Source organism: Tahibacter sp. (assembly GCF_035481375.1).
Lineage (GTDB): Bacteria > Pseudomonadota > Gammaproteobacteria > Xanthomonadales > Rhodanobacteraceae > Tahibacter.
Genome location: NZ_DATIGT010000206.1, coordinates 36,650 through 57,847, shown reverse-complemented (window position 1 = coordinate 57,847; position 21,198 = coordinate 36,650). Strand labels below are relative to the sequence as shown.

Annotated in this window: 16 protein-coding genes; 5 read left to right on the top strand and 11 right to left on the bottom strand. The window is 67.9% G+C overall.

The genetic code is table 11. The features are described from left to right. Positions 1 to 25 precede the first annotated feature (25 nt). The 3 genes from VLF18_RS13615 to VLF18_RS13605 form a co-directional block, all read right to left on the bottom strand. A complete protein-coding gene (locus VLF18_RS13615) occupies positions 26 to 955 on the bottom strand; it encodes a peptidylprolyl isomerase (RefSeq protein WP_325280169.1) in 930 nt (309 codons plus the stop codon). Positions 956 to 1,121: 166 nt separating this feature from the next. Next, positions 1,122 to 3,551: a TonB-dependent receptor plug domain-containing protein gene (locus VLF18_RS13610; RefSeq protein ID WP_325280168.1), complete on the bottom strand. Its 2,430-nt coding sequence runs from the start codon at positions 3,549 to 3,551 to the stop codon at positions 1,122 to 1,124. 90 nt (positions 3,552 to 3,641) lie between these two features. After that, positions 3,642 to 4,934, bottom strand: coding sequence for an MFS transporter (locus VLF18_RS13605; RefSeq protein WP_414717228.1), 1,293 nt, complete (start codon positions 4,932 to 4,934; stop codon positions 3,642 to 3,644). A gap of 1,137 nt (positions 4,935 to 6,071) precedes the next feature. Here VLF18_RS13605 and VLF18_RS13600 point away from each other — a divergent pair. Further along, on the top strand, positions 6,072 to 6,392 hold the full coding sequence (locus VLF18_RS13600; protein ID WP_325280166.1) for a hypothetical protein: 321 nt from the start codon (positions 6,072 to 6,074) through the stop codon (positions 6,390 to 6,392). A 30-nt stretch (positions 6,393 to 6,422) separates the two neighbouring features. On the opposite strand, the gene VLF18_RS13595 is transcribed toward VLF18_RS13600, so the two are convergent. The 6 genes from VLF18_RS13595 to VLF18_RS13570 form a co-directional block, all read right to left on the bottom strand. Then, on the bottom strand, positions 6,423 to 8,231 hold the full coding sequence (locus VLF18_RS13595) for a delta-60 repeat domain-containing protein (protein ID WP_325280165.1): 1,809 nt from the start codon (positions 8,229 to 8,231) through the stop codon (positions 6,423 to 6,425). 88 nt (positions 8,232 to 8,319) lie between these two features. Continuing rightward, entirely contained in the window at positions 8,320 to 8,796 is a 477-nt protein-coding gene (locus VLF18_RS13590) for an SgcJ/EcaC family oxidoreductase (RefSeq protein WP_325280164.1), read from the bottom strand. A gap of 3 nt (positions 8,797 to 8,799) precedes the next feature. After that, positions 8,800 to 9,855 (bottom strand): 2-oxoacid:ferredoxin oxidoreductase subunit beta, encoded by a 1,056-nt coding sequence (locus VLF18_RS13585; protein WP_325280163.1) that lies wholly within the window; start codon positions 9,853 to 9,855, stop codon positions 8,800 to 8,802. Next, the gene (locus tag VLF18_RS13580) at positions 9,852 to 10,145 is read right to left on the bottom strand and encodes a hypothetical protein (RefSeq protein WP_325280162.1); all 294 of its coding nucleotides are present in this window, start codon (positions 10,143 to 10,145) and stop codon (positions 9,852 to 9,854) included. Before VLF18_RS13580 ends, VLF18_RS13585 begins: the two co-directional genes overlap by 4 nt. Further along, positions 10,145 to 12,025 (bottom strand): 2-oxoacid:acceptor oxidoreductase subunit alpha, encoded by a 1,881-nt coding sequence (locus VLF18_RS13575; RefSeq protein ID WP_325280161.1) that lies wholly within the window; start codon positions 12,023 to 12,025, stop codon positions 10,145 to 10,147. Before VLF18_RS13575 ends, VLF18_RS13580 begins: the two co-directional genes overlap by 1 nt. Further along, complete coding sequence (locus VLF18_RS13570) at positions 12,025 to 13,848, bottom strand: FAD-dependent oxidoreductase (protein ID WP_325280160.1); 1,824 nt, start codon at positions 13,846 to 13,848, stop codon at positions 12,025 to 12,027. Before VLF18_RS13570 ends, VLF18_RS13575 begins: the two co-directional genes overlap by 1 nt. Positions 13,849 to 14,028: 180 nt before the next feature. Here VLF18_RS13570 and VLF18_RS13565 point away from each other — a divergent pair, with 180 nt between their 5' ends. After that, the gene (locus VLF18_RS13565; protein WP_325280159.1) at positions 14,029 to 15,102 is read left to right on the top strand and encodes an aromatic ring-hydroxylating dioxygenase subunit alpha; all 1,074 of its coding nucleotides are present in this window, start codon (positions 14,029 to 14,031) and stop codon (positions 15,100 to 15,102) included. Beyond that, complete coding sequence (locus VLF18_RS13560; RefSeq protein ID WP_325280158.1) at positions 15,092 to 16,402, top strand: amino acid permease; 1,311 nt, start codon at positions 15,092 to 15,094, stop codon at positions 16,400 to 16,402. Before VLF18_RS13565 ends, VLF18_RS13560 begins: the two co-directional genes overlap by 11 nt. 77 nt (positions 16,403 to 16,479) lie before the next feature. Here the strand turns inward: VLF18_RS13560 and VLF18_RS13555 are convergent, their stop codons facing one another. Beyond that, complete coding sequence (locus VLF18_RS13555) at positions 16,480 to 17,046, bottom strand: CAP domain-containing protein (RefSeq protein WP_325280157.1); 567 nt, start codon at positions 17,044 to 17,046, stop codon at positions 16,480 to 16,482. A 113-nt stretch (positions 17,047 to 17,159) separates the two neighbouring features. Between VLF18_RS13555 and VLF18_RS13550 the strand changes: the two genes are divergently transcribed. Both VLF18_RS13550 and VLF18_RS13545 read left to right on the top strand, forming a co-directional pair. Beyond that, the gene (locus VLF18_RS13550; RefSeq protein ID WP_325280156.1) at positions 17,160 to 17,819 is read left to right on the top strand and encodes a YceH family protein; all 660 of its coding nucleotides are present in this window, start codon (positions 17,160 to 17,162) and stop codon (positions 17,817 to 17,819) included. Positions 17,820 to 17,822: 3 nt separating this feature from the next. Beyond that, entirely contained in the window at positions 17,823 to 19,811 is a 1,989-nt protein-coding gene (locus VLF18_RS13545) for a right-handed parallel beta-helix repeat-containing protein (RefSeq protein ID WP_325280155.1), read from the top strand. Here the strand turns inward: VLF18_RS13545 and VLF18_RS13540 are convergent, their stop codons facing one another. Then, the gene (locus tag VLF18_RS13540) at positions 19,812 to 21,140 is read right to left on the bottom strand and encodes an N-acetylmuramoyl-L-alanine amidase (RefSeq protein ID WP_325280154.1); all 1,329 of its coding nucleotides are present in this window, start codon (positions 21,138 to 21,140) and stop codon (positions 19,812 to 19,814) included. Positions 21,141 to 21,198 lie beyond the last annotated feature (58 nt).

Genomic DNA, 21,198 nt, shown 5'->3' with positions numbered 1-21,198 from the left:
CGCATTTCTCACTCCTCACCGTTATTCACCGCTTCTTGCCCGCCTGCCTCACCGGCAGTGCCACATTACACACCTCCACCTTTCCCGCCTGCGACAAATACCACTCGTCGTGGCGGTTGCGCCGCGTCTCGACGAGCGCGGTGAAGGTCTCCGTATCGGTGCGCAGCAGTTCCAGCGAACTGCGCTGATCTTCGGGGACGTCGCTGCCCAGCCGCACGCGCGTCAGCGGCACGCGCTGCTCGGCTTTCTCGTAGAAGCCGAGCGGCCCGGTCCCGCGCGGCAGCGCGGCGAGCAGCTCCATGCCCTGCACGACGCGGCCGACCAGCGTCACATTGCGGTCGAGGTGCCGCGGCGCGTGGCCGAGCACGACATAGAGTTCCGAGCCGTTGCCGCTGTCGGCCGCATTGTCGCGGCCGACGCCGACCATGCCGTAGCAGTGCGCGAGCCAGGTCTGCCCCGCCTTCGGATCACGTGCGACCGGGAAGCCGCCCGACCAGCCGACCTCGGGCGCGTAGACGTCGCCGTCGGGCAAGCGCACGAACGGCTGCTTCGCAATCGCCTGCGAAAACTCGCCAGGCACCGAACGCCTGGCCTCGCCGAACGGGCGCGCCTTGTCCTTGTCGCCGGACTCCGGATCGCCCCACTGCACGACGTAGTTGTCGTGCACGCGAAGGATCGCGAGACCGTCGAAATAGTGCTGCTTCAGCAGCGTCCTGATGTTGGCCACATGCGCCGGCGCGTATGCAGGCGCAAGTTCGATGACGACACGGCCGGCGGAAAAATCGAGATACACCGTGTCGTCCGGATCGAGCCGGCGCCAGTCCGACGGCTGGCTCGCGGCGAGCACCTCGGTCATGGTCCTGCCCTTCTTCGGCGGCGCCTCGGCGGCCGGACTCGCGAATGTAACGGACAGCAGGCAGGCCGCGACAGCGGCACCGAGGGAACGACGATGCATGGGAGGCTCCGTGGGCAGGACCGGCGGGCAAGCGTAGCGCGGGGAGCACGCAACGGGAATTGGGAATCGGGAGCGGAAGACAGTCCGCGCGTATCGACCGGGTTCGCAACGAAAAAAACCCGCACCTCACGGTGCGGGCTTTCGATCACACGACGCTTTCAGCCGATCAGAACTTCACGGCAAGACGCGTGAAGTACGACGTGCCGTTGAGACCGAACTGCACGCTGTCGAACACGTGGCCGTTGTCGGTCTCGTCGGGGTTCTGGCGGTCCGGGAACTCGTCGAAGATGTTCGCGGCGCCGACGGTCAGCTTGATGTTGTCGTTGAACGCATAGCTGACGGCGACGTCGGCCGAGGTCTTCGGACCGTAGTCCAGGAACACCGGCGGACCCGAGAACGAGCCGAGCGTCTGCGAGCCGAAGTGGATGATCTTGAACATCGTGTCCCACTGGCCGATCGCGTAGTCGAAGCTCAGCGTGGCCTTGGTGCTCGGCGCGCCGTCTTCGATGAAGCGGCGTTCGCGGTCCGACAGGAAGATCTCGGCGCCGTCGCCGCCGGCGAGCGCGGCCGGCACGTTGACCTTGGTGATCTCGGTCTTGCCGTGATTCACCGCGAAATACGTCGTCAGTTCGCCGTCGCCGACTTCCGTGCTGTGCGCGATCGTCAGGTCGATGCCGGTCGTGCGCGTGTCGACCGCGTTGACGAAGAACGCGGCGGCGCCGACGCCTTCGGCTTCGAGGTAGGCGCGCAGTTCGTCGCTGATCGCGTCGCTGTCGGCCGGGAACTGGCCGGAGAGCACGACGCGGTCGTCGATGTCGATGCGGTAGCCGTCGAGCGTCACGGTCAGGTTGTCGAGCGGACTCCAGGCGAAGCCGAGCGTGAAGCTTTTCGCCTTCTCCTCGCGCAGCGCCTCGATGCCGGCGGCATTCGCGACGGCGCTGCCGTTGCGCGCGAGCAGGATGTCGATCGGGTCGCCGCCGACGAACTCGGTATAGGTCGACTGGAAGTCGCGCTGCTGCAGCGACGGCGCGCGGAAGCCGGTGCTGGCCGAGCCGCGCAGCAGGAACGTGTCGGTCGCCTTGAACGACGAGGTCAGCTTGCCGGTCGTGGTCTTGCCGAAGTCGTCGTAGTCCTCGAAGCGGCCCGCGACGCCGGTCATGAAGCGATCGGTCCAGTTGAACTCGAAGTCGGCGTAGGCGGCCCAGCTCGTGCGGCTCGAATCGGTTTCGTCGGCCGGCTGGAAGCCCGGATAGCCCTGACTGCCGGCGTTGCCGCCGCCGGGACCGTCGAAGTCGTCCCAGGAACCCTGCTCGCCCGCGAAGATCTCGTAGTTCTCGCGGCGGCGCTCCAGGCCGAACGCGACGTTCGTGCCGGCGAGCACGTTGTCGAGGTAGCGCGAGAAGTCGACGTTGGTCGTGTACTGCGTGAACGCGTAGCCGCCCGCGTCGAACTTGCTCGGGCTCAGGCCCGGGCCGCCGCCGAGCAGGTCTTCGTTCGCGATCGAGGCATTGAGCGTGTTGCTGATGTCGTTCAGCAGCTCGTTGTAGCCGTAGGTCTGCGACACGTCGGCGCGCCATTCGCCGATATTGCCCCAGACGCCGGCGATCAGCGTGCGGTCTTCGATGTCGCCGTTGATGTACGGCACGAAGCCGTTCGGGTACATCGCCGCGGAGTTGCGCGACGGGATGTCGTCGCTGCCGATGCCGCCGCGCGCGAATGCGGCGGACGAGGCATAGCGGTCCTGATAGCCGCCGCTGAAGTAGAAATGCGCCACGTCGCCGAGCGGCACTTCGCCATTGAGGAACAAGGTGCGGTTGTCCATCTTGGTGTCGCCGATCGTGCGCGGGCTGCCGCGCGGTTCGGAACGATCGGAACGGCCGCGCTTGAGCCATTCGCCGGTCAGCGCGATGACGCCGCCGTTGTTGAGTTCGAAGCCGCAGTAGGCGGAAGCGAGCGTGTTCTCGCCGTCGCCGCGGGAATATTGGCCGAAGCCCGCGACGGCTTCGCAGCCCGGCGTCTTCTTCAGCACGACGTTGACGACGCCGGCGATCGCGTCCGAGCCGTACTGCGCGGCGGCGCCGTCGCGCAGGATCTCGATGCGTTCGATCGCGAGCTGGGGAATGGTGTTGAAGTCGGTGCCGGTGTTGCCGCGGTTACGCGCACCGAAGATATTGACGATGGCGGCTTGATGCTGGCGCTTGTTGTTGAGCAGCACCAGGGTCTGATCGGAGCCGAGACCGCGCAGCATGGCCGAGTCGACGAGATCGGCGTTGTCCGCGCCGGTCTGGCGCGTCGAGTTGAACGACGGCGCGATGTACTGCAGCGCCTGCGCGACGTCGAACTGCGGGCTCTTGGCGGCGATGTCGGCCATCGGCACGACGTCGACCGGCACCGGCGTGACGGTTTCGGACGAGCGGCCGTAGCGGCGCGAGCCGACGACCGAGATCGCCTCGAGTTCCTGCGCCTCGCCGGCGGCCGCGCCGTCCTGCGCCGCCTCGGTGGTTTCCTCCGCGAACGCGCCGACCGGCGCCAGTGCAGCGACACAGCCGAACGCGCCGGCTGCCCAGAGCGCCTTCCACAAACGTGACTTGCCCATCTCCCCACTCCTCCGATTGTTCAAACTTCGTTAGCTTACCGTGATGGCCGCAAGAACGCCTAAGGCGGACGAAGCCGAACGCGGTCCCCGTCACGGTCCCGGGCCCACTCCGGGGTCGCGATCGATGCGGGACGTGCGCCGCGTGTCGGCCGTGACCACGTAGACCAGCAGCGAGACCGCGATACAGGCCGTCACGTACCAATAGAAGCCCGCCTCGATGCCGCGCTGCTTCAGCGCGAGCGCGACCATCTCCGCGGTACCGCCGAATATCGACACGGTCAGCGCATACGGCAGCCCGACGCCGAGCGCACGCACTTCGACCGGAAACAGCTCGGCCTTGACCACGGCGTTGATCGCGGTGTAGCCGCTGATCGCGGTCAGCGCGAGCAGGATGAGCCCGAACGCTTCGAGAGGCGTCACGCCGTTTGCGAGCGCGCCGAACAGCGGCACCGTCCCCAGCGTGCCCAGCACACCGAAGGCGATCAGCAGCGGGCGCCGGCCGATCCGGTCCGACAGGGCACCGACGAGCGGCTGCAGCAGCATGAACACGAACAGCGTCGCCGCCGACACTGCCGTCGCATCGTCCTTGCTCATGCCGCCGCTGACGACGAGGTATTTCTGCATATACGTAGTAAACGTATAGAACGCGAGCGTGCCGCCGAGCGTGAGGCCGACCACGGTCGCGAGTTCGCGCGGATGACGCAGCAGTTCGCGCAGGCGATGCCGCGACGACGCCCTCGCCTGCATTCGGAACGATTCGGTTTCCAGCATGCTGCGCCGCAGATACAGCGACACCAGCGCAGCCAGCGCGCCGATCGCGAACGGAATGCGCCAGCCCCAGTCGTGCAGTTGCTGCTCGGTCAGCAGCACGCGCTGCAACAGGATCAGCACGGCCAGCGCGAGCAACTGGCCCATGATCAGCGTGACGTACTGGAAGCTCGACCAGAAACCGCGGTGCTCGCGGCTCGCCATTTCGCTGAGATAGGTCGCCGAGGCGCCGTACTCGCCGCCGACGCTGAGACCCTGCAGCAGACGCGCGCACAACAACAGAACCGGCGCGGCGACGCCGATCTGCGCATAGCCCGGCGTCAGCGCGATCAGCAGCGAACCGCCGCACATCAACAGCACCGACAGCACGAGCGCGGCCTTGCGCCCGTGCCGGTCGGCATACTGGCCGAGCAGCCAGCCGCCGAGCGGCCGCATCAGAAACCCGACCGCGAAGATCGCCGCGGTGTTGAGCAACTGTGCGGTCTGGTCGCCGGCCGGAAAGAACGCCGGCGCGAAATACAGCGCGAACGCGGTATAGACGTACCAGTCGTACCACTCCACGAGATTGCCGACCGACCCGCTGAAGATCGAGCGCAGGCGCTGTGCCGTGGTCATGACGGGAGGAATCGGATCGGACACGCGCGACGCTCCGCAGGCGAATCGTGCAAGCGTGCCGTTGCGGCGGCATGCGGGCAAGTGTTGCGCGACGCTCCGCGAACACGCCGAATGAAAAAAGCGCCCGCAGGGTAGACCGGAGCCTTCCCGCGGACGCCGCAAGCACGGCAATGACCCGGAACCAGGATAAGAACCGAGATCTCAGATCTTGCGTCAGCGGCGACGGAATCGTCGCCGCTCGCGTCGAGCTGCGAAGGCTTCGCCGCTGCGCACGCCGCTTCGGCGCAAGCGCCATCGACGGCAGACGAGGGAGCGCGACGCTGATCTCCTTGCCGAACCATGCTCCGGCCCCGCCAACGAATCACACGTATGACCGAACATCACTTTCGCCTGCGATACCTGTTCGACCAGTTCGTCGCGTCGACGCCCGACCAGCGCGCAGCGCGACGGTCCGGATGAACTCGCGTGCCGTCGCCTGCTCGCTCCGATCAATGCAGAGGCGAATGCGGAAGTCGTCGACCTGACGATGAGAACGCCATGCGGATCGGGCAGCGATCGTGTCGATGCACCATCTGAACGACCGTCAGAAGAGGCGCCCCGGCGCAGATGCCGGCCAGACTCCGGACCGTGCGGTCGCGGCGACCGATGCCGCAGCTTGCATTTCTCCGACGAAGTCATGAAGACGGACAGCGATGGATGCGGAACCGAATTCCCCTGCCGCAAGGACGTCGCCGGCGCGCGCCGATCGCAACGCAACGGATCGCGCGACACGCGCACGGTTCGACGCCGCAGCGGCCTGCGTGCGTGACGGGTCGTCACGCGGATTGCCGTGCTCCGCCCTCTGACGCGGACCAAGCCACGCGTCGCCAATCTGCAATATTAAAACATCCACTTTTCATTATTTGCGCCGCGTATTCGACTTGCTCGTTGATCTCACGCCCGAACAACGCCTCGCCGAAATCGAGGCACGCAATGACCTCGACGACGCGGCGCGCAGGCACTTGCGCGATCTGCTGCAGATCGATGCCGCGTCGACAGATCTGACCGCATCACCGGCGCTGATGGCGTTGCGCGCTTCTGCGCCGCGGCACGCGCGTCGGCCCTTATCGGATCGACACCGAGCTCGGCGAAGGCGGCATGGGCAGCGTCCATCGCGCGCAGCGCGTCGACGGCATCGAACGGCAGGTCGCCGTGACGATCGCGCGCCGCGACCTGCTCAACGACACCGCGCTCGCGCGCTTTCGCGTCGAGCGTCAGGTGTTCGCATTGCTGCAGCATCCGCAGATCGCGGCCATGTACGACGTGGAGCTCGCGCTCCTCGCAGACCAGCGCGCGCATTACCGCACGCCGCATCTCGAGGTACTGTCGACACTGCGATCCGCGCTGCTCACTGCAAGCGTGGCCGAAGACCCACAGACACTGCCGCGGCAGCGCGGACAGCCCTGGCTGCGGCGTTGATCGTGGAGCGTCGTATCGACGTTCCGCAGACTAGCGCACGTACCGGCGCGCGCCGCGCATCGTCGACAGAGCGGCCAGCGCCACCAACGCGCCGAGCAGCCATTGCATGCCTTGCCCCAGCGTCGGGATCGAATTCGCACCCGGCACGCCGAGGCCCGAGGTGCATTGCAGCGGGAAGCTCAGCTGCGGTTCGTCGCCGTCGTTCGTCTCGCAGACGAGACTGCCGGAGATCGACGTCGATGGCGTCGCTGGCAACCGGCACGAGACTGCGACGCTCTGCGGTGTCGACTGCGTTATCGAGAGCGGGAAGGCGGCGGCAGCGCTGAAACCGCTGCTCGCGACGCAGTTGCTGACGATCAGGGCGTCGCTGCCGCGATTGGTGAACCGGATCGCGCCGAGCGACTGCGTAGTGCCGGGCAAACCGCCCCCGGCCGACAGCAGAGCGCCGTCCGGAGGCGTCGTCGCGACTTCCGGCGGGATGAACGCCGAGCCGCGCAGGCGGACAACGTACATGCGTGCGGCGGCCGTCTCCTGATCGCCGCCGGAAGCGACCAGATACTTGCCGTCGGATTGACGCGCGAGCGCGACGCCGGGCGCGCCGTCCAGCGGAATCGCGAGCGAGGCGACGCCGCCCGCGCCGAAGTCCGGATCCGGCGCGCCGTCGGGCAGCAGCCCCGCGATGGCAGCCCCCGAAGAATCTCGCCAGCCGCCGACGACGATGCGGTCGTCGGTGTCGATCAGCAGCGTAGGCGTGCTGTCGTACTGGCCCACCGGGTTCTGAACCGTGAACGGCACGAACGTCCCGTCGATCTGCCCGGTTGTCGTGATGCGCGCGAGCGCCAGAATCACATGGGGCGGCAGGATCTGGGTTCTCACGCCCGCAACGACGAACCGTGAGCCGGACTGCAGGCCGATCGAGCTCGCATAGGCAGGTCCCCCGACGTCGGATCGAAACGGAATCGCATGACCGCTGCTGCCGAACGCGGTATCGAAGGACCCGTCGGCCGCGAGCTTGCGGACGCCGGGGACCTGGAAGCGATCCGTGCGGTCCGATTCGTAATCGGCGAAATAGACGCCGCCGCCGAACGACACGGCCTTGAAGGCCGCGCTGAACGTTCGCGGCGCGTAGTTGCCCGGCAAGTGCGCGGTGCCACTGGTTCCGAAGCCAGTATCGGCAACGCCTGCGGAGGTCAGTCGCGTCACCGAGGCATGACCGGCGTAGTAGTACGCGCCTTCCAGATGATAGAAGGCGCCGGACAGAAGAAATCCGCCGGCCCCATCGGGCGCGATGTCGCGGAAGAAAGGACCGGGAAGTCCGTAGGGCTGAGGCTGCGGCGGCGACGGCGGAATGTAGACGCCGCCGCTGCCGTACGCCGCGTCGAGAGCGCCGTTCGGCGTCAGGCGCACGACCGCATTGCCGCCCACGACGAGCACGTTGCCCGCCGCATCGAACGCCAGCGACGAGGCGACCGTGGGTTCCGATACGCCGCCGGGAGGTGTCGGTGCCAGCGCTCCCGGCGGCGTCAGCAATACGATACCGCCGGCGCCGAACGTCGCATCCAGGCTGCCGTCGCTGGTGAAACGCACGACGGCCCACTGCCGTGAAGCGCCGCTGCCCGCATAACCGACGCCGACGATACGCCCGTCGGGCTGCACGTCGACGTCGAGGAAACTGCTGCCGCCCGGCAATTGCAGCTCGACGACCCCGTCGACACCGAACGCGAGATCGAGGTCCGCGCGGTTGGCCTGGCCCTGCGTGCCGAATCCCATCGCCGCCATGGCGGCGATGACGGCAGCAACACGGCGAGAGACGCCCGACCTGAATACCCTGTGTCGCATCGAAAGCTCCCCTAAGACCAGGACACGTTCGCAAGCATAGCGTGGAGTTCTGCCCGCAGATCCGTTTCGACACCGAATAACCTGATCTTCACGGATGCGCGCATGGCCTCGCTTCGCATCGGAAACGGAACGCCGACGACGCAGGAGCGATCGCAGCACTCAGGATTCCGCAGAGCCGAACAGATTCGCATCGCGCGTTCGCATAGCGCGCGAGACGCCAGCGGCCGTCGTCGCCGCGGCGGAACACCGACAGCAGTTGCCGCTGCGATGCATCGGTTCGCCGCCGGCGAGCGGTGCGATCGTCACCTCGAGTGCGTTCCAGCAGTACGAGGTCGCCGCTCACGGCAATTTCCTGAATGTCGCCGCCGGACGCGATGCGGTGAGTGTCCAGCACCTGACGCAGGCCGCGTGCGAACGCCTCGCGTCCGCGCATCGGCGGCTGACCGGCCACGAGGAACACGACGTCGTCGGTCATGAGATCGAGCACGGCTTCGATGTCGCCGCGCGCGGTTGCGGCATGCCAGGCGAGGATCAGCGCGCGGATCGCGCGTTCGTCGTCGCGCATCGCTCAGCGCAGGCCCGCGTTGATCTTCGCGAGCACGGCCGCGCCCGGCGACAGGTCCGCCGCCTCGAGCCGGTTGAACGGCGTCGCGACGGTATTCAGATGCGTGTGCAGGTCTTCGGCACCCGCGTCGACGTAGAGCAGTCCGGTCACGACTTCGCCGCGCGCCTGGTGCTGCTGGATGTAGTTCATCGCGGCGATGCGGTCGCGCGGATCGTAGTCGGCATCGAGCTTGTGCAGGCGCAGGCGCGAGCCGTCGTGCTGCTCGACGTCGATGGTCTCGCCGGCCGCGTAGTCGACGGCGATTTCCTCGCGCTGCGGAATCACGTCGAGACGATTGACCGCATCGTTGTGCGCGCGCACGTATTCGTAGCTCTTCGTGCTGCCGGCGTGGTTGTTGAACGCGACGCAGGGACTGATGACGTCGAGGAACGCGGCACCGCCGTGCGCGAGCGCGCCCTTGATCAGCGGCACGAGCTGCGCCTTGTCGCCGCTGAAGCTGCGGCCGACATAGGTCGCGCCGAGCTGCAGCGCGAGACCGATCAGATCGATCGGGCTGTCGGCATTGACGACGCCGCGCTTGGACGTGGACCCCTGGTCGGCGGTCGCCGAGAACTGGCCCTTGGTCAGGCCGTAGACGCCGTTGTTCTCGACGATGTAGGTCATGTTCACGCCGCGGCGTATCGCATGCACGAACTGGCCGATGCCGATCGAGGCCGAGTCGCCGTCGCCGGACACGCCGAGATAGATCAGCTCGCGGTTCGCGAGATTCGCGCCGGTCAGCACGGACGGCATGCGCCCGTGTACCGTGTTGAAGCCGTGCGACTGGCCGAGGAAATAGTCCGGCGTCTTCGAGCTGCAGCCGATGCCCGACAGCTTCGCGAGCCGGTGCGGTTCGAGGCTCAGTTCCCAGCAGGCCTGGATGATCGCCGCGGAAATCGAATCGTGGCCGCAGCCGGCGCAGAGCGTGCTGATCTTGCCTTCGTAGTCGCGCCGCGTGTAGCACAGCGCGTTCTGCGGCAGCGTCGGATGATGCAGTTTCGGTTTGGCGACGAAGGTCATGACGATGCCTTGCGTGCAGGTGTGTGCGACGGCCAGGTCACGGCGAAGCCGAGCAGGCAGACGGCGAACAGCAGGCCGAACAGCTGCCAGACGTTCATGAACAGGGCCGAGCGGAGGAGTTCCGACGCGCCGAAATTCAGCGCGATGCGGCAGAGCAGCGACAGCGCTTCGAACGCGAGCGCCGCAATCAGCCACGGCGAGCCGGTCTTGGCCAGCAGCACGGCGAGCGCGGCGAGCACGAGCAGCGGCATCACGTACGACAGCGCCTGCGTGACGATCGTGGTTTCCATCAGCGGTTGGCTCCGAGGTCTGCGACGAGCGGCGCGCCGGCCGTGCGCATGCGCTCGCCGATCGCGCGTGCGATGTAGCGCGCCGTGATCGGCGTGCCGTCGTAGTGCAGCACGGCCGGCACGCGCGCCGGATCGATGCCGAACTCGTTGACGACGAGGCTGCGCAGCTGCGCGTCGCGGTTCTGTTCGACGATATAGACCGCGTCGTGCGCATCGATGAAGTCGCGCACCGAATCGGGAAACGGAAACGCGCGCGCGCGCAGGGTGTCGATGAGGAGGCCGTCCTGCTCGAGCAGCGCGATCGCCTCGGTCATCGCCGGACTCGTCGAGCCGTAGTAGATCGCGCCGAAGCGCGTGCGGCGCGCGGCGTTGCGCACGATCGGCTGCGGCACGAGGCTGCGTGCCGTGTCGAACTTATGCAGCAGACGCTCCATGTTGTAGACGTAGTCCGGGCCGCGCTCGGAATAGCGCGCATACGGATCGCGCGAAGTGCCGCGCGTGAAATAGGAACCCTTGGTCGGATGCGTGCCCGGGTAGGTGCGATACGGAATGCCGTCGCCGTCGACGTCCTTGTAGCGGCCGAAGTCCCTGCCCGCTTCGAGCTCTTCGGCGGTCATAACCTTGCCGCGGTCGTAGACGCGCGTGTCGTCCCAGGCGAACGGCGCGCAGAGGCGCTGGTTCATGCCGATGTCGAGGTCGGTCAGTACGAAGATCGGCGTCTGCAGGCGGTCGGCGAGATCCAGCGCCGCGGCGCTGAAATCGAAGCATTCGGCCGGGTCCTCGGGCAGCAGCAGTACGTGCTTGGTGTCGCCGTGCGAGGCATAGGCGCAGGCCAGGAGATCCGACTGCTGCGTCCGCGTCGGCATGCCGGTCGACGGACCGCCGCGCTGCACGTCGATGATGGTCACCGGAATCTCGGCGAAATACGCGAGCCCGATGAATTCGTTCATCAGCGAGATGCCCGGACCCGATGTCGTCGTGAACGCGCGAGCGCCGTTCCAGCCGGCGCCGACGACCATGCCGATCGATGCGATCTCGTCCTCGGCCTGCACGATCGCGAACTTGTTCGCGCCGGTCGCGGCATCGACACGGTACTTCATGCAGTATTTCTGGAATGCCTCGGCCAGCGACGAGGACGGCGTGATCGGATACCACGCGCAGACCGTCGCGCCGCCGTAGACGCAGCCGAGCGCTGCGGCCGTGTTGCCGTCGACGAAGATGCGCTCGCCGACGTTGTCGGCGCGGCGCACGCGCAGGCCGATCGGATGCGGCAGGTTGTCGAGCACGTGGCGGCGGCCCAGATGGAACGCCTGCCTGTTCGCGTCGAGCAGCTTTTCCTTGCCGCGATACTGCTCGCCGAGCAGGGCTTCGATGACGGCCGGATCGATATCGAGCAGCACCGACAGCGCGCCGATGTACATGATGTTCTTGAACAGCTGGCGTTCGCGCGCGACCGTGTAGTGCTCGCTGCAGATCTGCGTCAGCGGCACGCCGATCACATGGATGTCGTCGCGGAATTTCGAGCGCGGCAACGGCTTGGTCGAGTCGTACAGCAGATAGCCGCCGGGCTCGATCTCCTTGAGGTCGCCGTCCCAGGTCTGCGGATTCATCGCGACCATGAAATCGACGCCGCCGCGCCGGCCGAGCCAGCCGCGCTCGTTCACGCGGACCTCGTACCAGGTCGGCAGCCCCTGGATGTTCGACGGAAAGATGTTGCGCGGGCTTACCGGCACGCCCATGCGCAATATGGATTTCGCGAAAAGTTCATTGGCCGAGGCCGAGCCCGAGCCGTTGACGTTCGCGAACTTGATGACGAAATCATTGACGGCGGACAGCGGCGACGCGGCGTTGCTCGAGCTCTCGGCTTGCACGGAGGCCATTACGCCGCCTCCCGGCATGCGCCCTTGCTGCGGCAACCCGGCCCCGCATGCGTCATTTCGATGAGGTACTTGTGCATGTCCCAGGCGCCGGTCGGGCAGCGTTCCGCACAGAGGCCGCAATGCAGGCAGACGTCCTCGTCCTTGACCATGACGCGGCCGGTCTTGAGTTCGCCCGACACGTAGAGCGACTGATCGGTGTTCAGCGCCGGCGCGGTGAGTTTCGCGCGCAGTGCCGGTTCCTCATCGTTGACGGTGAAGCTGATGCAGTCCATCGGACAGATGTCGACGCAGGCGTCGCATTCGATGCAGACCTTGTCGGTGAACACCGTCTGCACGTCGCAGTTGAGGCAGCGCTGCGTTTCCTTGAGCGCCGTCTCTCGGTCGAAACCGAGTTCGACTTCGACCGCGATGTTGGTCAGCGTGCGTTCGCTCGGCGCCCAGGGCACCTTGTAGCGTTCGTCCGGCGAAACGTCGTTGTCGTAGCTCCATTCGTGGATGCCCATCTTCTGCGACAGCAGATGGACCGTCGGCGCGGGCCGCTCGTGCACGTCCTCGCCGTTGAGCAGCTTGTCGATCGACACGGCGGCGTCGTGGCCGTGCGCGACGGCCCAGATGATGTTCTTCGGACCGAACGCCGCGTCGCCGCCGAAGAACACGTGCGGCAGGCTCGACTGGAACGTGGTCTTGTCGACGACGGGCATGTTCCATTCGTCGAACGCGATGCCGGCGTCGCGCTCGATCCACGGAAACGCATTTTCCTGGCCGACCGCGATCAGCACGTCGTCGCAGGGCACGATCACGTCGGGCTCGCCGCTCGGCACGAGGCGGCGCCGGCCTTTCTCGTCGCGCTCGGCGCGCACGCGCTCGAACTGCATGCCGGTGAGCCGGCCGTCGTCGTGCAGGAACGCCTTGGGCACATGGTAGTCGAGGATCGGAATGCCTTCGTGCTCGGCGTCTTCTTTCTCCCAGGGCGACGCCTTCATCTCGTCGTAGCCCGAGCGCACGAGCACCTTGACGTCGCTGCCGCCGAGGCGGCGCGCCGAGCGGCAGCAGTCCATCGCGGTGTTGCCGCCGCCGAGCACGATGACGCGGCGCCCGATCGCGTCGATATGACCGAACGAGACCGAGGCCAGCCAGTCGATGCCGATATGGATGTTCGCCGCGGCTTCGCTGCGCCCGGGCAGATCGAGATCGCGTCCGCGCGGCGCGCCGCAGCCGATGAACACTGCGTCATAGCCCTGCGCGAGCAGATTCTTCAGAGACGCTATGCGCTCGCCGCCGCGGAATTCGACGCCGAGCCCGAGGATGTAGCCGGTTTCCTCGTCGACGACGGATTCGGGCAGGCGGAAGCGCGGAATCTGCGTGCGGATGAAGCCGCCGGCCTTGGCTTCGCCGTCGAACACCGTGACCTGATAGCCCAGCGGCGCGAGGTCGCGCGCGACGGTCAGCGAGGCCGGCCCGGCGCCGACGCAGGCGATGCGCTTGCCGTTGGGCTTTCCGGCACGCGGCAGGCGCGCGGCGATGTCGCCCTTGTTGTCGGCGGCGACGCGTTTGAGGCGGCAGATCGCGACGGGTTCCGGCGAGGCGCCGTTGTTTTCCTCGACGCGGCCGCGCCGGCACGCGGGCTCGCAGGGCCGGTCGCAGGTGCGGCCGAGCACGCCGGGAAACACGTTGGATTTCCAGTTGACGAGATACGCGTCGGCGTAGCGTCCTGCCGCGATCAGTCGGATGTATTCGGGGACCGGTGTGTGGGCCGGGCAGGCCCACTGGCAATCGACGACTTTGTGGAAGTAATCGGGAACACGGATATCGGTGGAACGCACCTTCACCCTCCTCGCCGCACTGCTGGCTGCGAGAGGCTCCTGACGTGACGCTGCTGGGAGCCTCGCCTGTCGATCCGGTCCGAGTGTGCCGCGTGTCGCGATGGAAGGAAAGGAACATCGCGGCAAGCCGCACCGGAGCGAACGCGCTACAGTCGCGCATCGCCGACTCCGCCGTGCTCCATGGCCTTCCGACCCGATTCCGCCTGGCTGTCGCCGCAGCCGCTCGCGAGCGCCAGCGCGCTGCCCGCACCGTTCTACACCGACGCCGACGCCGCCGCGCAGGAAGCGCGGCGCGTGTTCGCGCCGAGCTGGCAGCTCGTGACGTCGGTCGCCGCGCTGGCCGAGCCCGGCGACCATGTCGTCGACGAGATCGCCGGCGTGCCGGTCGTGCTCGTGCGCGGCGACGACGGCGAGCTGCGCGGCTTCCACAACGTCTGCCGGCATCGCGCCGGACCGCTGGCCTGGTGCAGCGGCCGCGGCGCGCGCGCGCTGCGCTGCCGCTATCACGGCTGGACCTACACGCTGGACGGGCGCCTGCGCAGCGCCGCCGAAATGGATTCGGCGGACGGTTTCGATGTCGCCGACGTGCGCCTGCCGCCGGTCGCGGTCGCGGTCTGGCAGGGGCTCGTGTTCGCCTCGCTGGAACCGGCCGCCGGACTCGACGCGCTGCTCGCCGGCATCGAGGCGCGCATCGCCGGCCACGATCTGCCCGCGCTCGCGTACAGCCATCGCGACAGCTACGAGATCGCCTGCAACTGGAAGGTCTACGTCGACAACTATCTCGAGGGTTATCACGTCCCGCACATCCATCCCGCGCTCAACCGGCTGCTCGACTACCGCAGCTATCGCACCGAAGTCGCCGACTGGCATTCGCTGCAATGGAGCCCGCTGGAGAACGCCGGCAATTTCTACGGCAGCGGCGACGCGCTGTATTACTTCGTCTGGCCGAACACGATGCTCAACATCCTGCCGGGCCGGCTGCAGACCAACCGCGTCGTGCCGCTCGCGCCGGATCGCTGCCGCGTCGACTTCGACTACTACTACCCGGCGCAGCCCGACGAGGCCGAGCGCGAACGCCGCCGGCAGGACCAGACCTTCAGCGACGCCGTGCAGCAGGAAGACGTCGACATCTGCCTCGCCGTGCAGAAACGGCTCGCCTCGGGTTCCTACCTCGCCGGACGCCTCTGCCCGAGGCGCGAGAGCGGCGTGCACCACTTTCACGAACTGATGCGGCGCGCCTGGCGTGACGCCTGACGCGCGGCGGGCCGGCGCGACGCCCGCGACGATCGGTCCGTGGACCGCGGTCGCGCTCGTCGTCGGCAACATGATCGGTTCGGGCCTGTTCCTGCTGCCGAGCTCACTGGCGCCCTACGGCGCGGCGAGCGCGCTGGGCTGGGCCATCAGCACGGCCGGCGCGCTGCTGCTCGCGGCGACGTTCGCGCGTCTCGGCCGCGTGCTGCCGGCGGCGTCGGGCGGCCCTTATGCGTTCGCGCGCGCCGCGTTCGGCGATGCAGTCGGCTTCGTCGTCGGCTGGTGCTACTGGATCTCGATCTGGAGCGCCGTTCCGGCGATCGCGATCGCGCTGACCGGCTATGCCGGCGCCTGCGCGCCGCCGCTGACGGCGACGCCGGGGCGCGCGGCGATCTGCGCGATCGCCTTTCTGTGGCTTTGTACGCTTTTCAACATTGCAGGACTGCGCACGGCCGGGGGCGTGCAGCTGGCGACGACCGCGCTCAAGGTCGGCGCGCTCGTGCTGTTTGCCGCGGCGGCGTTTCTTCTCGTCGAACCGGCGCCGGTCGCCGCAGCGGCACCGTTCAATCCGAGCGACAAGAGCCTGCTCGGCGTCGCGCTGACGACGTCTGCGCTGACCCTGTGGGCTTTCCTCGGGCTCGAGAGCGCGACCGTGCCGGCGGGCGCGGTGCGCGACCCGCAGCGCACCGTGCCGCGCGCGACGCTGCTCGGCACGGCCGTTGCGATCGCCGTGACGATCGCCGCCTGCAGCGCGGTGCTGCATCTCGTGCCGGCCGACTCCCTCGCAACCTCGGCCGCGCCGTTCGTCGACGCGACGCGCCGGCTGCTCGGCGACGCCGCGGGCTATGTCGTCGCGGCGATCGCCGCCGTGACCTGCCTCGGCGCGCTGAACGGCTGGGTGCTGATGCTCGGACAGCTGCCGCTCGCGACCGCGCGCGACGGCCTGTTCCCGGCGGTGTTCGCGCGCACCGATGCCGACGGCACGCCGCGCGCCGGCCTGCTGATCGGCGCGACGCTGTCGAGCCTGCTCGTGATCGCAAACTACAACGCGAGCCTCGTCAGCCTGTTCACCTGGTCGATCCTGCTGTCGACCGCGGCATCGCTGCTGCCGTTCCTCGTCTGCGCGCTCGCGCTGCTGCGCGTCGAACGCGCGCGCGGGGTCTACGGCATCGTCGCGCTGCTGGCCGCGGCGTTCGCCGCCTACGCGCTGGTCGGCACCGGCACGCAGGCGCTGCAGTGGGGCGCGGCGTTGCTCGCGGCGAGCGTGCCGGTATACGTGATCCTTCGCATCAGGAAAGCGTGAGAGGAGCGGGAAACGAATGGACGCGCGGTGCCTCGCTCCGCATTCACTCGTTTCCCGCTCCTCTCACGCTTTCCTCGTCAATACGGCCTCTGCCCGATCACATTCCCCGCCGGGTCGTAATTGCAGACGACGAGTGTCCAGTTCGTGAACGGCGGCGGGAACGGCGAATTGACGGTGCACTGGCGGATGCCGCAGCCCACGCGCGTCGTCGAGCGCCAGACCATCTGCGTGTAGTGACCGCAGATGCCCGAGCAGGAATTCGCCGCGTAGTTGTAGCTGGCGTGCTCGTTGGCCCAGTCGGTCGCCGCGGCGGCCTCTACGTTGGTCGGAAATCCCGGCGAGACCGCGCCTGCGTAAAGGTTCTCGCCGTAGGGTGTCGCGGCGTTGTGCACGTACTGGCAGTTGTTCGCGTAGGCCTGCGCCGAGGCGGCGATCGTCGTGTCCCAGGACAGCAGGTTCAGCCGCGGCGAGGCGGCGGGCGTGACCGAGCGGCGGGCGCAATTGTGCCGGGTCAGCAGCGGCGCCCAGTTCGCCGGAACCGGCACGGCGTTCTGGAAACTGTCGAGCATGATGCAGTCGAGCGACAGGGCGGCGGCGGTCGGACTGACGGTCAGGCCCAGCACGAGGAAGAAAAACCGTTTCATGGTCGTGACCTCCTGACGGAATAATGGCGCAGCCGACGCGCACAGGCGTGAACATTTCGTCAGTATCGCCGCGCGGTTTTCCGCATCCTCGCCTGAATTCCCGGAGTCCCTGCATGAGCGATAACGCTGCCGTCCTGCTCGAACCGATCGAAGCGCGCGTATTGGGCTGTCTCGTGGAAAAGGCCGCGACGACGCCCGAAGTCTATCCGCTGACGCTGAACGCGGTCGTGTCGGCCTGCAACCAGAAGTCCAACCGCGACCCGGTGCTCGAACTCGAACCCGGCGCGGTCGGCCACGCGCTGCGCCAGCTCGAAGGCAAGCGCTTCGTCGCAGGCTCGATGTCGGCGCGCGCGTCGCGCTACGAGCATCGGCTCGATCAGGCGCTCAACGTGACGCCGCGCCAGCGCGCTCTGCTGGCATTGCTGATGCTGCGCGGGCCGCAGACCGCGCCGGAGCTGCTCGCGCGCAGCGACCGGCTCGCCGATTTCCCGAGCCTGGACGACGTGCGCTCGACGCTCGACCGGCTGAGCCAGCGTGATCCGGCGCTCGTCGTGCGCATTCCGCGCAGCGGCGGTCAGCGCGAAGACCGCTACATGCATCTGCTCTGCGGCGAGGTCGACGTCTCCGCGCTCGCCGCAGCCGCCGCCGCCGACGGAGCGGGTTCGAGCGCGCAGGCGCTGGAATCGCGGATCGAACAGCTCGAGAGTCTCGTCGACGCGTTGCAGCAGCGGCTGCAGCAGGTCGAGCAGCGCGTCGGCGGCGACGGGGATTGACGCATGTCGTGCGCGCGACCGCTCGGATTTGGGCTGCTGTTCGGCGTCGCGGCAGCGCCGGCATTCGCACAGACCAGCGTCACGCTCGGCGCGATCGAGGGCTACGGCAATCTCGAAACCGCCGGCGCGGTCGCGACGATCGCCGGCGACACGAATCGCAACGCGAACGTCGCACTGCAGTGGCGCCGCAGCGGCGAGCCGACGTTCCGCGCGGCGCAGGATCTGCTGCGCGTCGACGCGACGCACTTCGCCGGCAGCCTGTTCGGGCTTGCGCCGGGCACGAACTACGAACTGCGCCTGACCGTGTCCGACCCCGACGGCGTCGGCGGTACAGCCAGTGCGACTGCAGCCTTCGCGACGCGAGCGGACACGCTCGTCGAACCGACCTTGCGCACGGTCTACGTGGCCGCGACCGGCGGCAATGACGGCAACGACGGACTGAGTCCGGGCCAGGCCGTCGCGAGCGTGCAGCGCGGCGCGAACATCGCGCAGGCCGGCGATGTCGTCTCGATCGCGCCGGGCATCTATCGCGAACAGGTGTCGCTGCCGCGATCGGGCACGGCAGCGCAGCCGATCGTGTTTCGCGGCCAGCCCGGCGCGGTCCTCGACGGCGCCGAACGCATCGCCGCGGGCAGCAGCTGGGAAGCGAGCCAGGGACTGTTCCGCCGCGCCGACGCGTCGCCGAGCTGGCAGGTGCTCGCCGACGCGAAGCGGCTGTTCCGCTACGACTCGATCGCCGAACTCCAGGCACTCGCCGCAGGCGCACCCGGCGGCTATTGCTACAGCGGCGGATTTCTCTATCTGAAACTGGCCGACGGCAGTTCGCCGGCCGCGCACGCGATCGATGTCGCGCGGCGCGAAAGCGGGTTCGTCGCCGACGGCCGCAGCCATCTGCGCATCGAAGGAATGGAGATCCGCCACTACGGTTCGACCGAATACGGCAAGGGCATCTATCTGCGGCAGTCGAACGACGTGATCGTGCGCGCGAACCGGATCCACGACATCGGCTCGGCCGGCATCTGGGTCAAGGGAGGTGCGCGGCATCGCATCGAGGACAACGAGCTCTACGACACGTCGATACCCGACTGGCCCTGGGACCAGACCAAGGGCAGCAGCGCCGAGAACAACGGCGTCGCGTTCACCGACGACATCGGCCGCGGCCATGTGGTCCGGCGCAACCGCTTCGAAGGCTGGTTCAACGGCATCGGCCCCTGCGGCAGCAGTGCGCCGGCCGGCGCGGTCACGACCGAGGTCGACGTCTATCGCAACCGTTTCCGCCGTCACAACGACGACGCGCTCGAGCCCGAAGGCTATTGCGCGAACGTGCGCCTGTTCGAGAACACGATCCGCGATTCGCACATGGCGTTCGCGGTCGCGCCGGCCGCGCCGGGACCGACCTGGATCGTGCGCAACGTCGCCTACGACATCGGCAATACGCGCACCAGCCAGGTCGACGACTACGTGTCGAGCCTCCTCAAGATCAACAGCGGCTACCCCGAAGCCGTCGGCCCGGTGCTGCTGCTGCACAACACCGTGCAGACGACGGCGCCGGAAACCGATGCGGTCTATCTGTTGACGCCGGGCAACTCGACGTTCATCCGCTCGCGAAACAACATCTATGCCGCGACGCGCACGGTGCTGACCAAGGTGAATGCCGTTGCGCTCGACTGGAACCACGATCTGCTGCACACGACGTCGACCACGCGATTCGCGCACTGGATGGGCACGAACTACGCCACGCTCGCGGCGTTCAGCGCGGCGACGAATCAGGAAATCGACGGCATCGCTGCAGCGCCGAGTCTCGTCGCGCCGGCCGCCGGCGACTTCCGCCTGCGCAGCGACAGCGCAGCACGCGATCGCGGTGCGGTACTGCCGGGCATCAACGACGGCTACGTCGGCACGGGTCCCGATCTCGGGGCGTTCGAGTTCGATCCGGAGCGGATCTTCGCGGACGGATTTTCGTGGCCGACGGGTGCGCCGCCGCTGCCGTGATCAACCCTGCGGCGGAATGTCGAGCACGTCGCCGGCGCGCACGCTGCCGTCGGCGGCGATGCGGTTCGCCTCGCGCAGCGCGCCGATGCTCACGCGATGCCGCGCGGCGATGCCCGACAGCGTTTCGCCGCGCGCGACCACGTGTTCGGACGGTCCGCGGCGGCCGGTGCTGTTGGCCGCGAACCAGGTGCCCGGCGGCGGCGTCTGCGTGAAATAGGTCTTGATGCCTTCGACGACGGCGGCCGCGAGCTTGCCGCGATGCTCCGGATCGGTCAGCCGCTTTTCCTCGGCCGGATTCGTGATGAACGCGGTCTCGACGAGGATCGACGGCACGTCCGGCGAGCGCAGCACGACAAAGTTGGCCTTTTCCACATAGCCGCGATGCGTGGGGCCGATGCGGCCGAGCGCCTTGAGCACGATCTGCGCGATCGCCGCGCTGGCTTCCATCGTCGCGCCCTGCGAGAGATCCAGCAGCACCGCCGCGAGCGTGTCGTCCTTGTCGTCGAGCGAGACGCCGCCGACGAGGTCGGCGCCGTTTTCCTTCGCCGCGAGCCAGCGCGCCGCTTCGCTCGTCGCGCCGCGCGGCGACAGCACCCAGACCGACGCGCCGCGCGCGCCGCAGGCGCCGGGACAGGCGTCGGCATGGATCGAGACGAACAGGTCGGCCTTCGCTTCGCGCGCTTTCTTGTAGCGGTCTTTCAGCGGAATGAAGTAGTCGCCGTCGCGCACGAGGTGCGCCTTCATGCCGGGCTGCGCGTCGACGAGTTTCGCGACTTCGCGCGCGACGTTCAGCGTGATCGACTTTTCGTGCGTGCCCGAGGCGCCGATCGCGCCCGGATCGTCGCCGCCGTGACCCGCGTCGATCGCGACGACGACCTTGCGGCCGTCGCCGGGCACGACGTCGTCGACGCTCTTGACGACTTCACGCCTGGCCTTGGTCTTCGGAAACAGATCGATGACGAGACGGTGGCCGAACTTGTCCGCGGGCGGCAGCAGGAAGCTCTTCGGCCGCACGCCCTGCGGCAGGTCGAACACGACACGCAGGTCCGCCTTGCCCTGCTTGCCGAGCCGCACGGTGCCGAGCAGCCCCTTGGCCGCCGGCGCGGATACGCCTTCGGCGAGCGTGGAGTTCTTGATGTCGAGGACGATGCGGTCGGGATTCGCGAGTTCGAACAGCTTGTACTCGAGCGGACCGGACACGTCGAACACGGCGCGCGTGGAGTCGGGACTGGCCCAGACGCGCAACGCCTTCACTTCGGCGGCCTGCCCGGCGGAAGCGGCGGCGAGTCCCGAAACGGCCAGGACGGCGGCGGCGCGCAGCAATGTCACGGCAGATCCCCACATGGCTGCGGATTCAAACCCAGCCGGCTGCGCATTTCAAGCATTT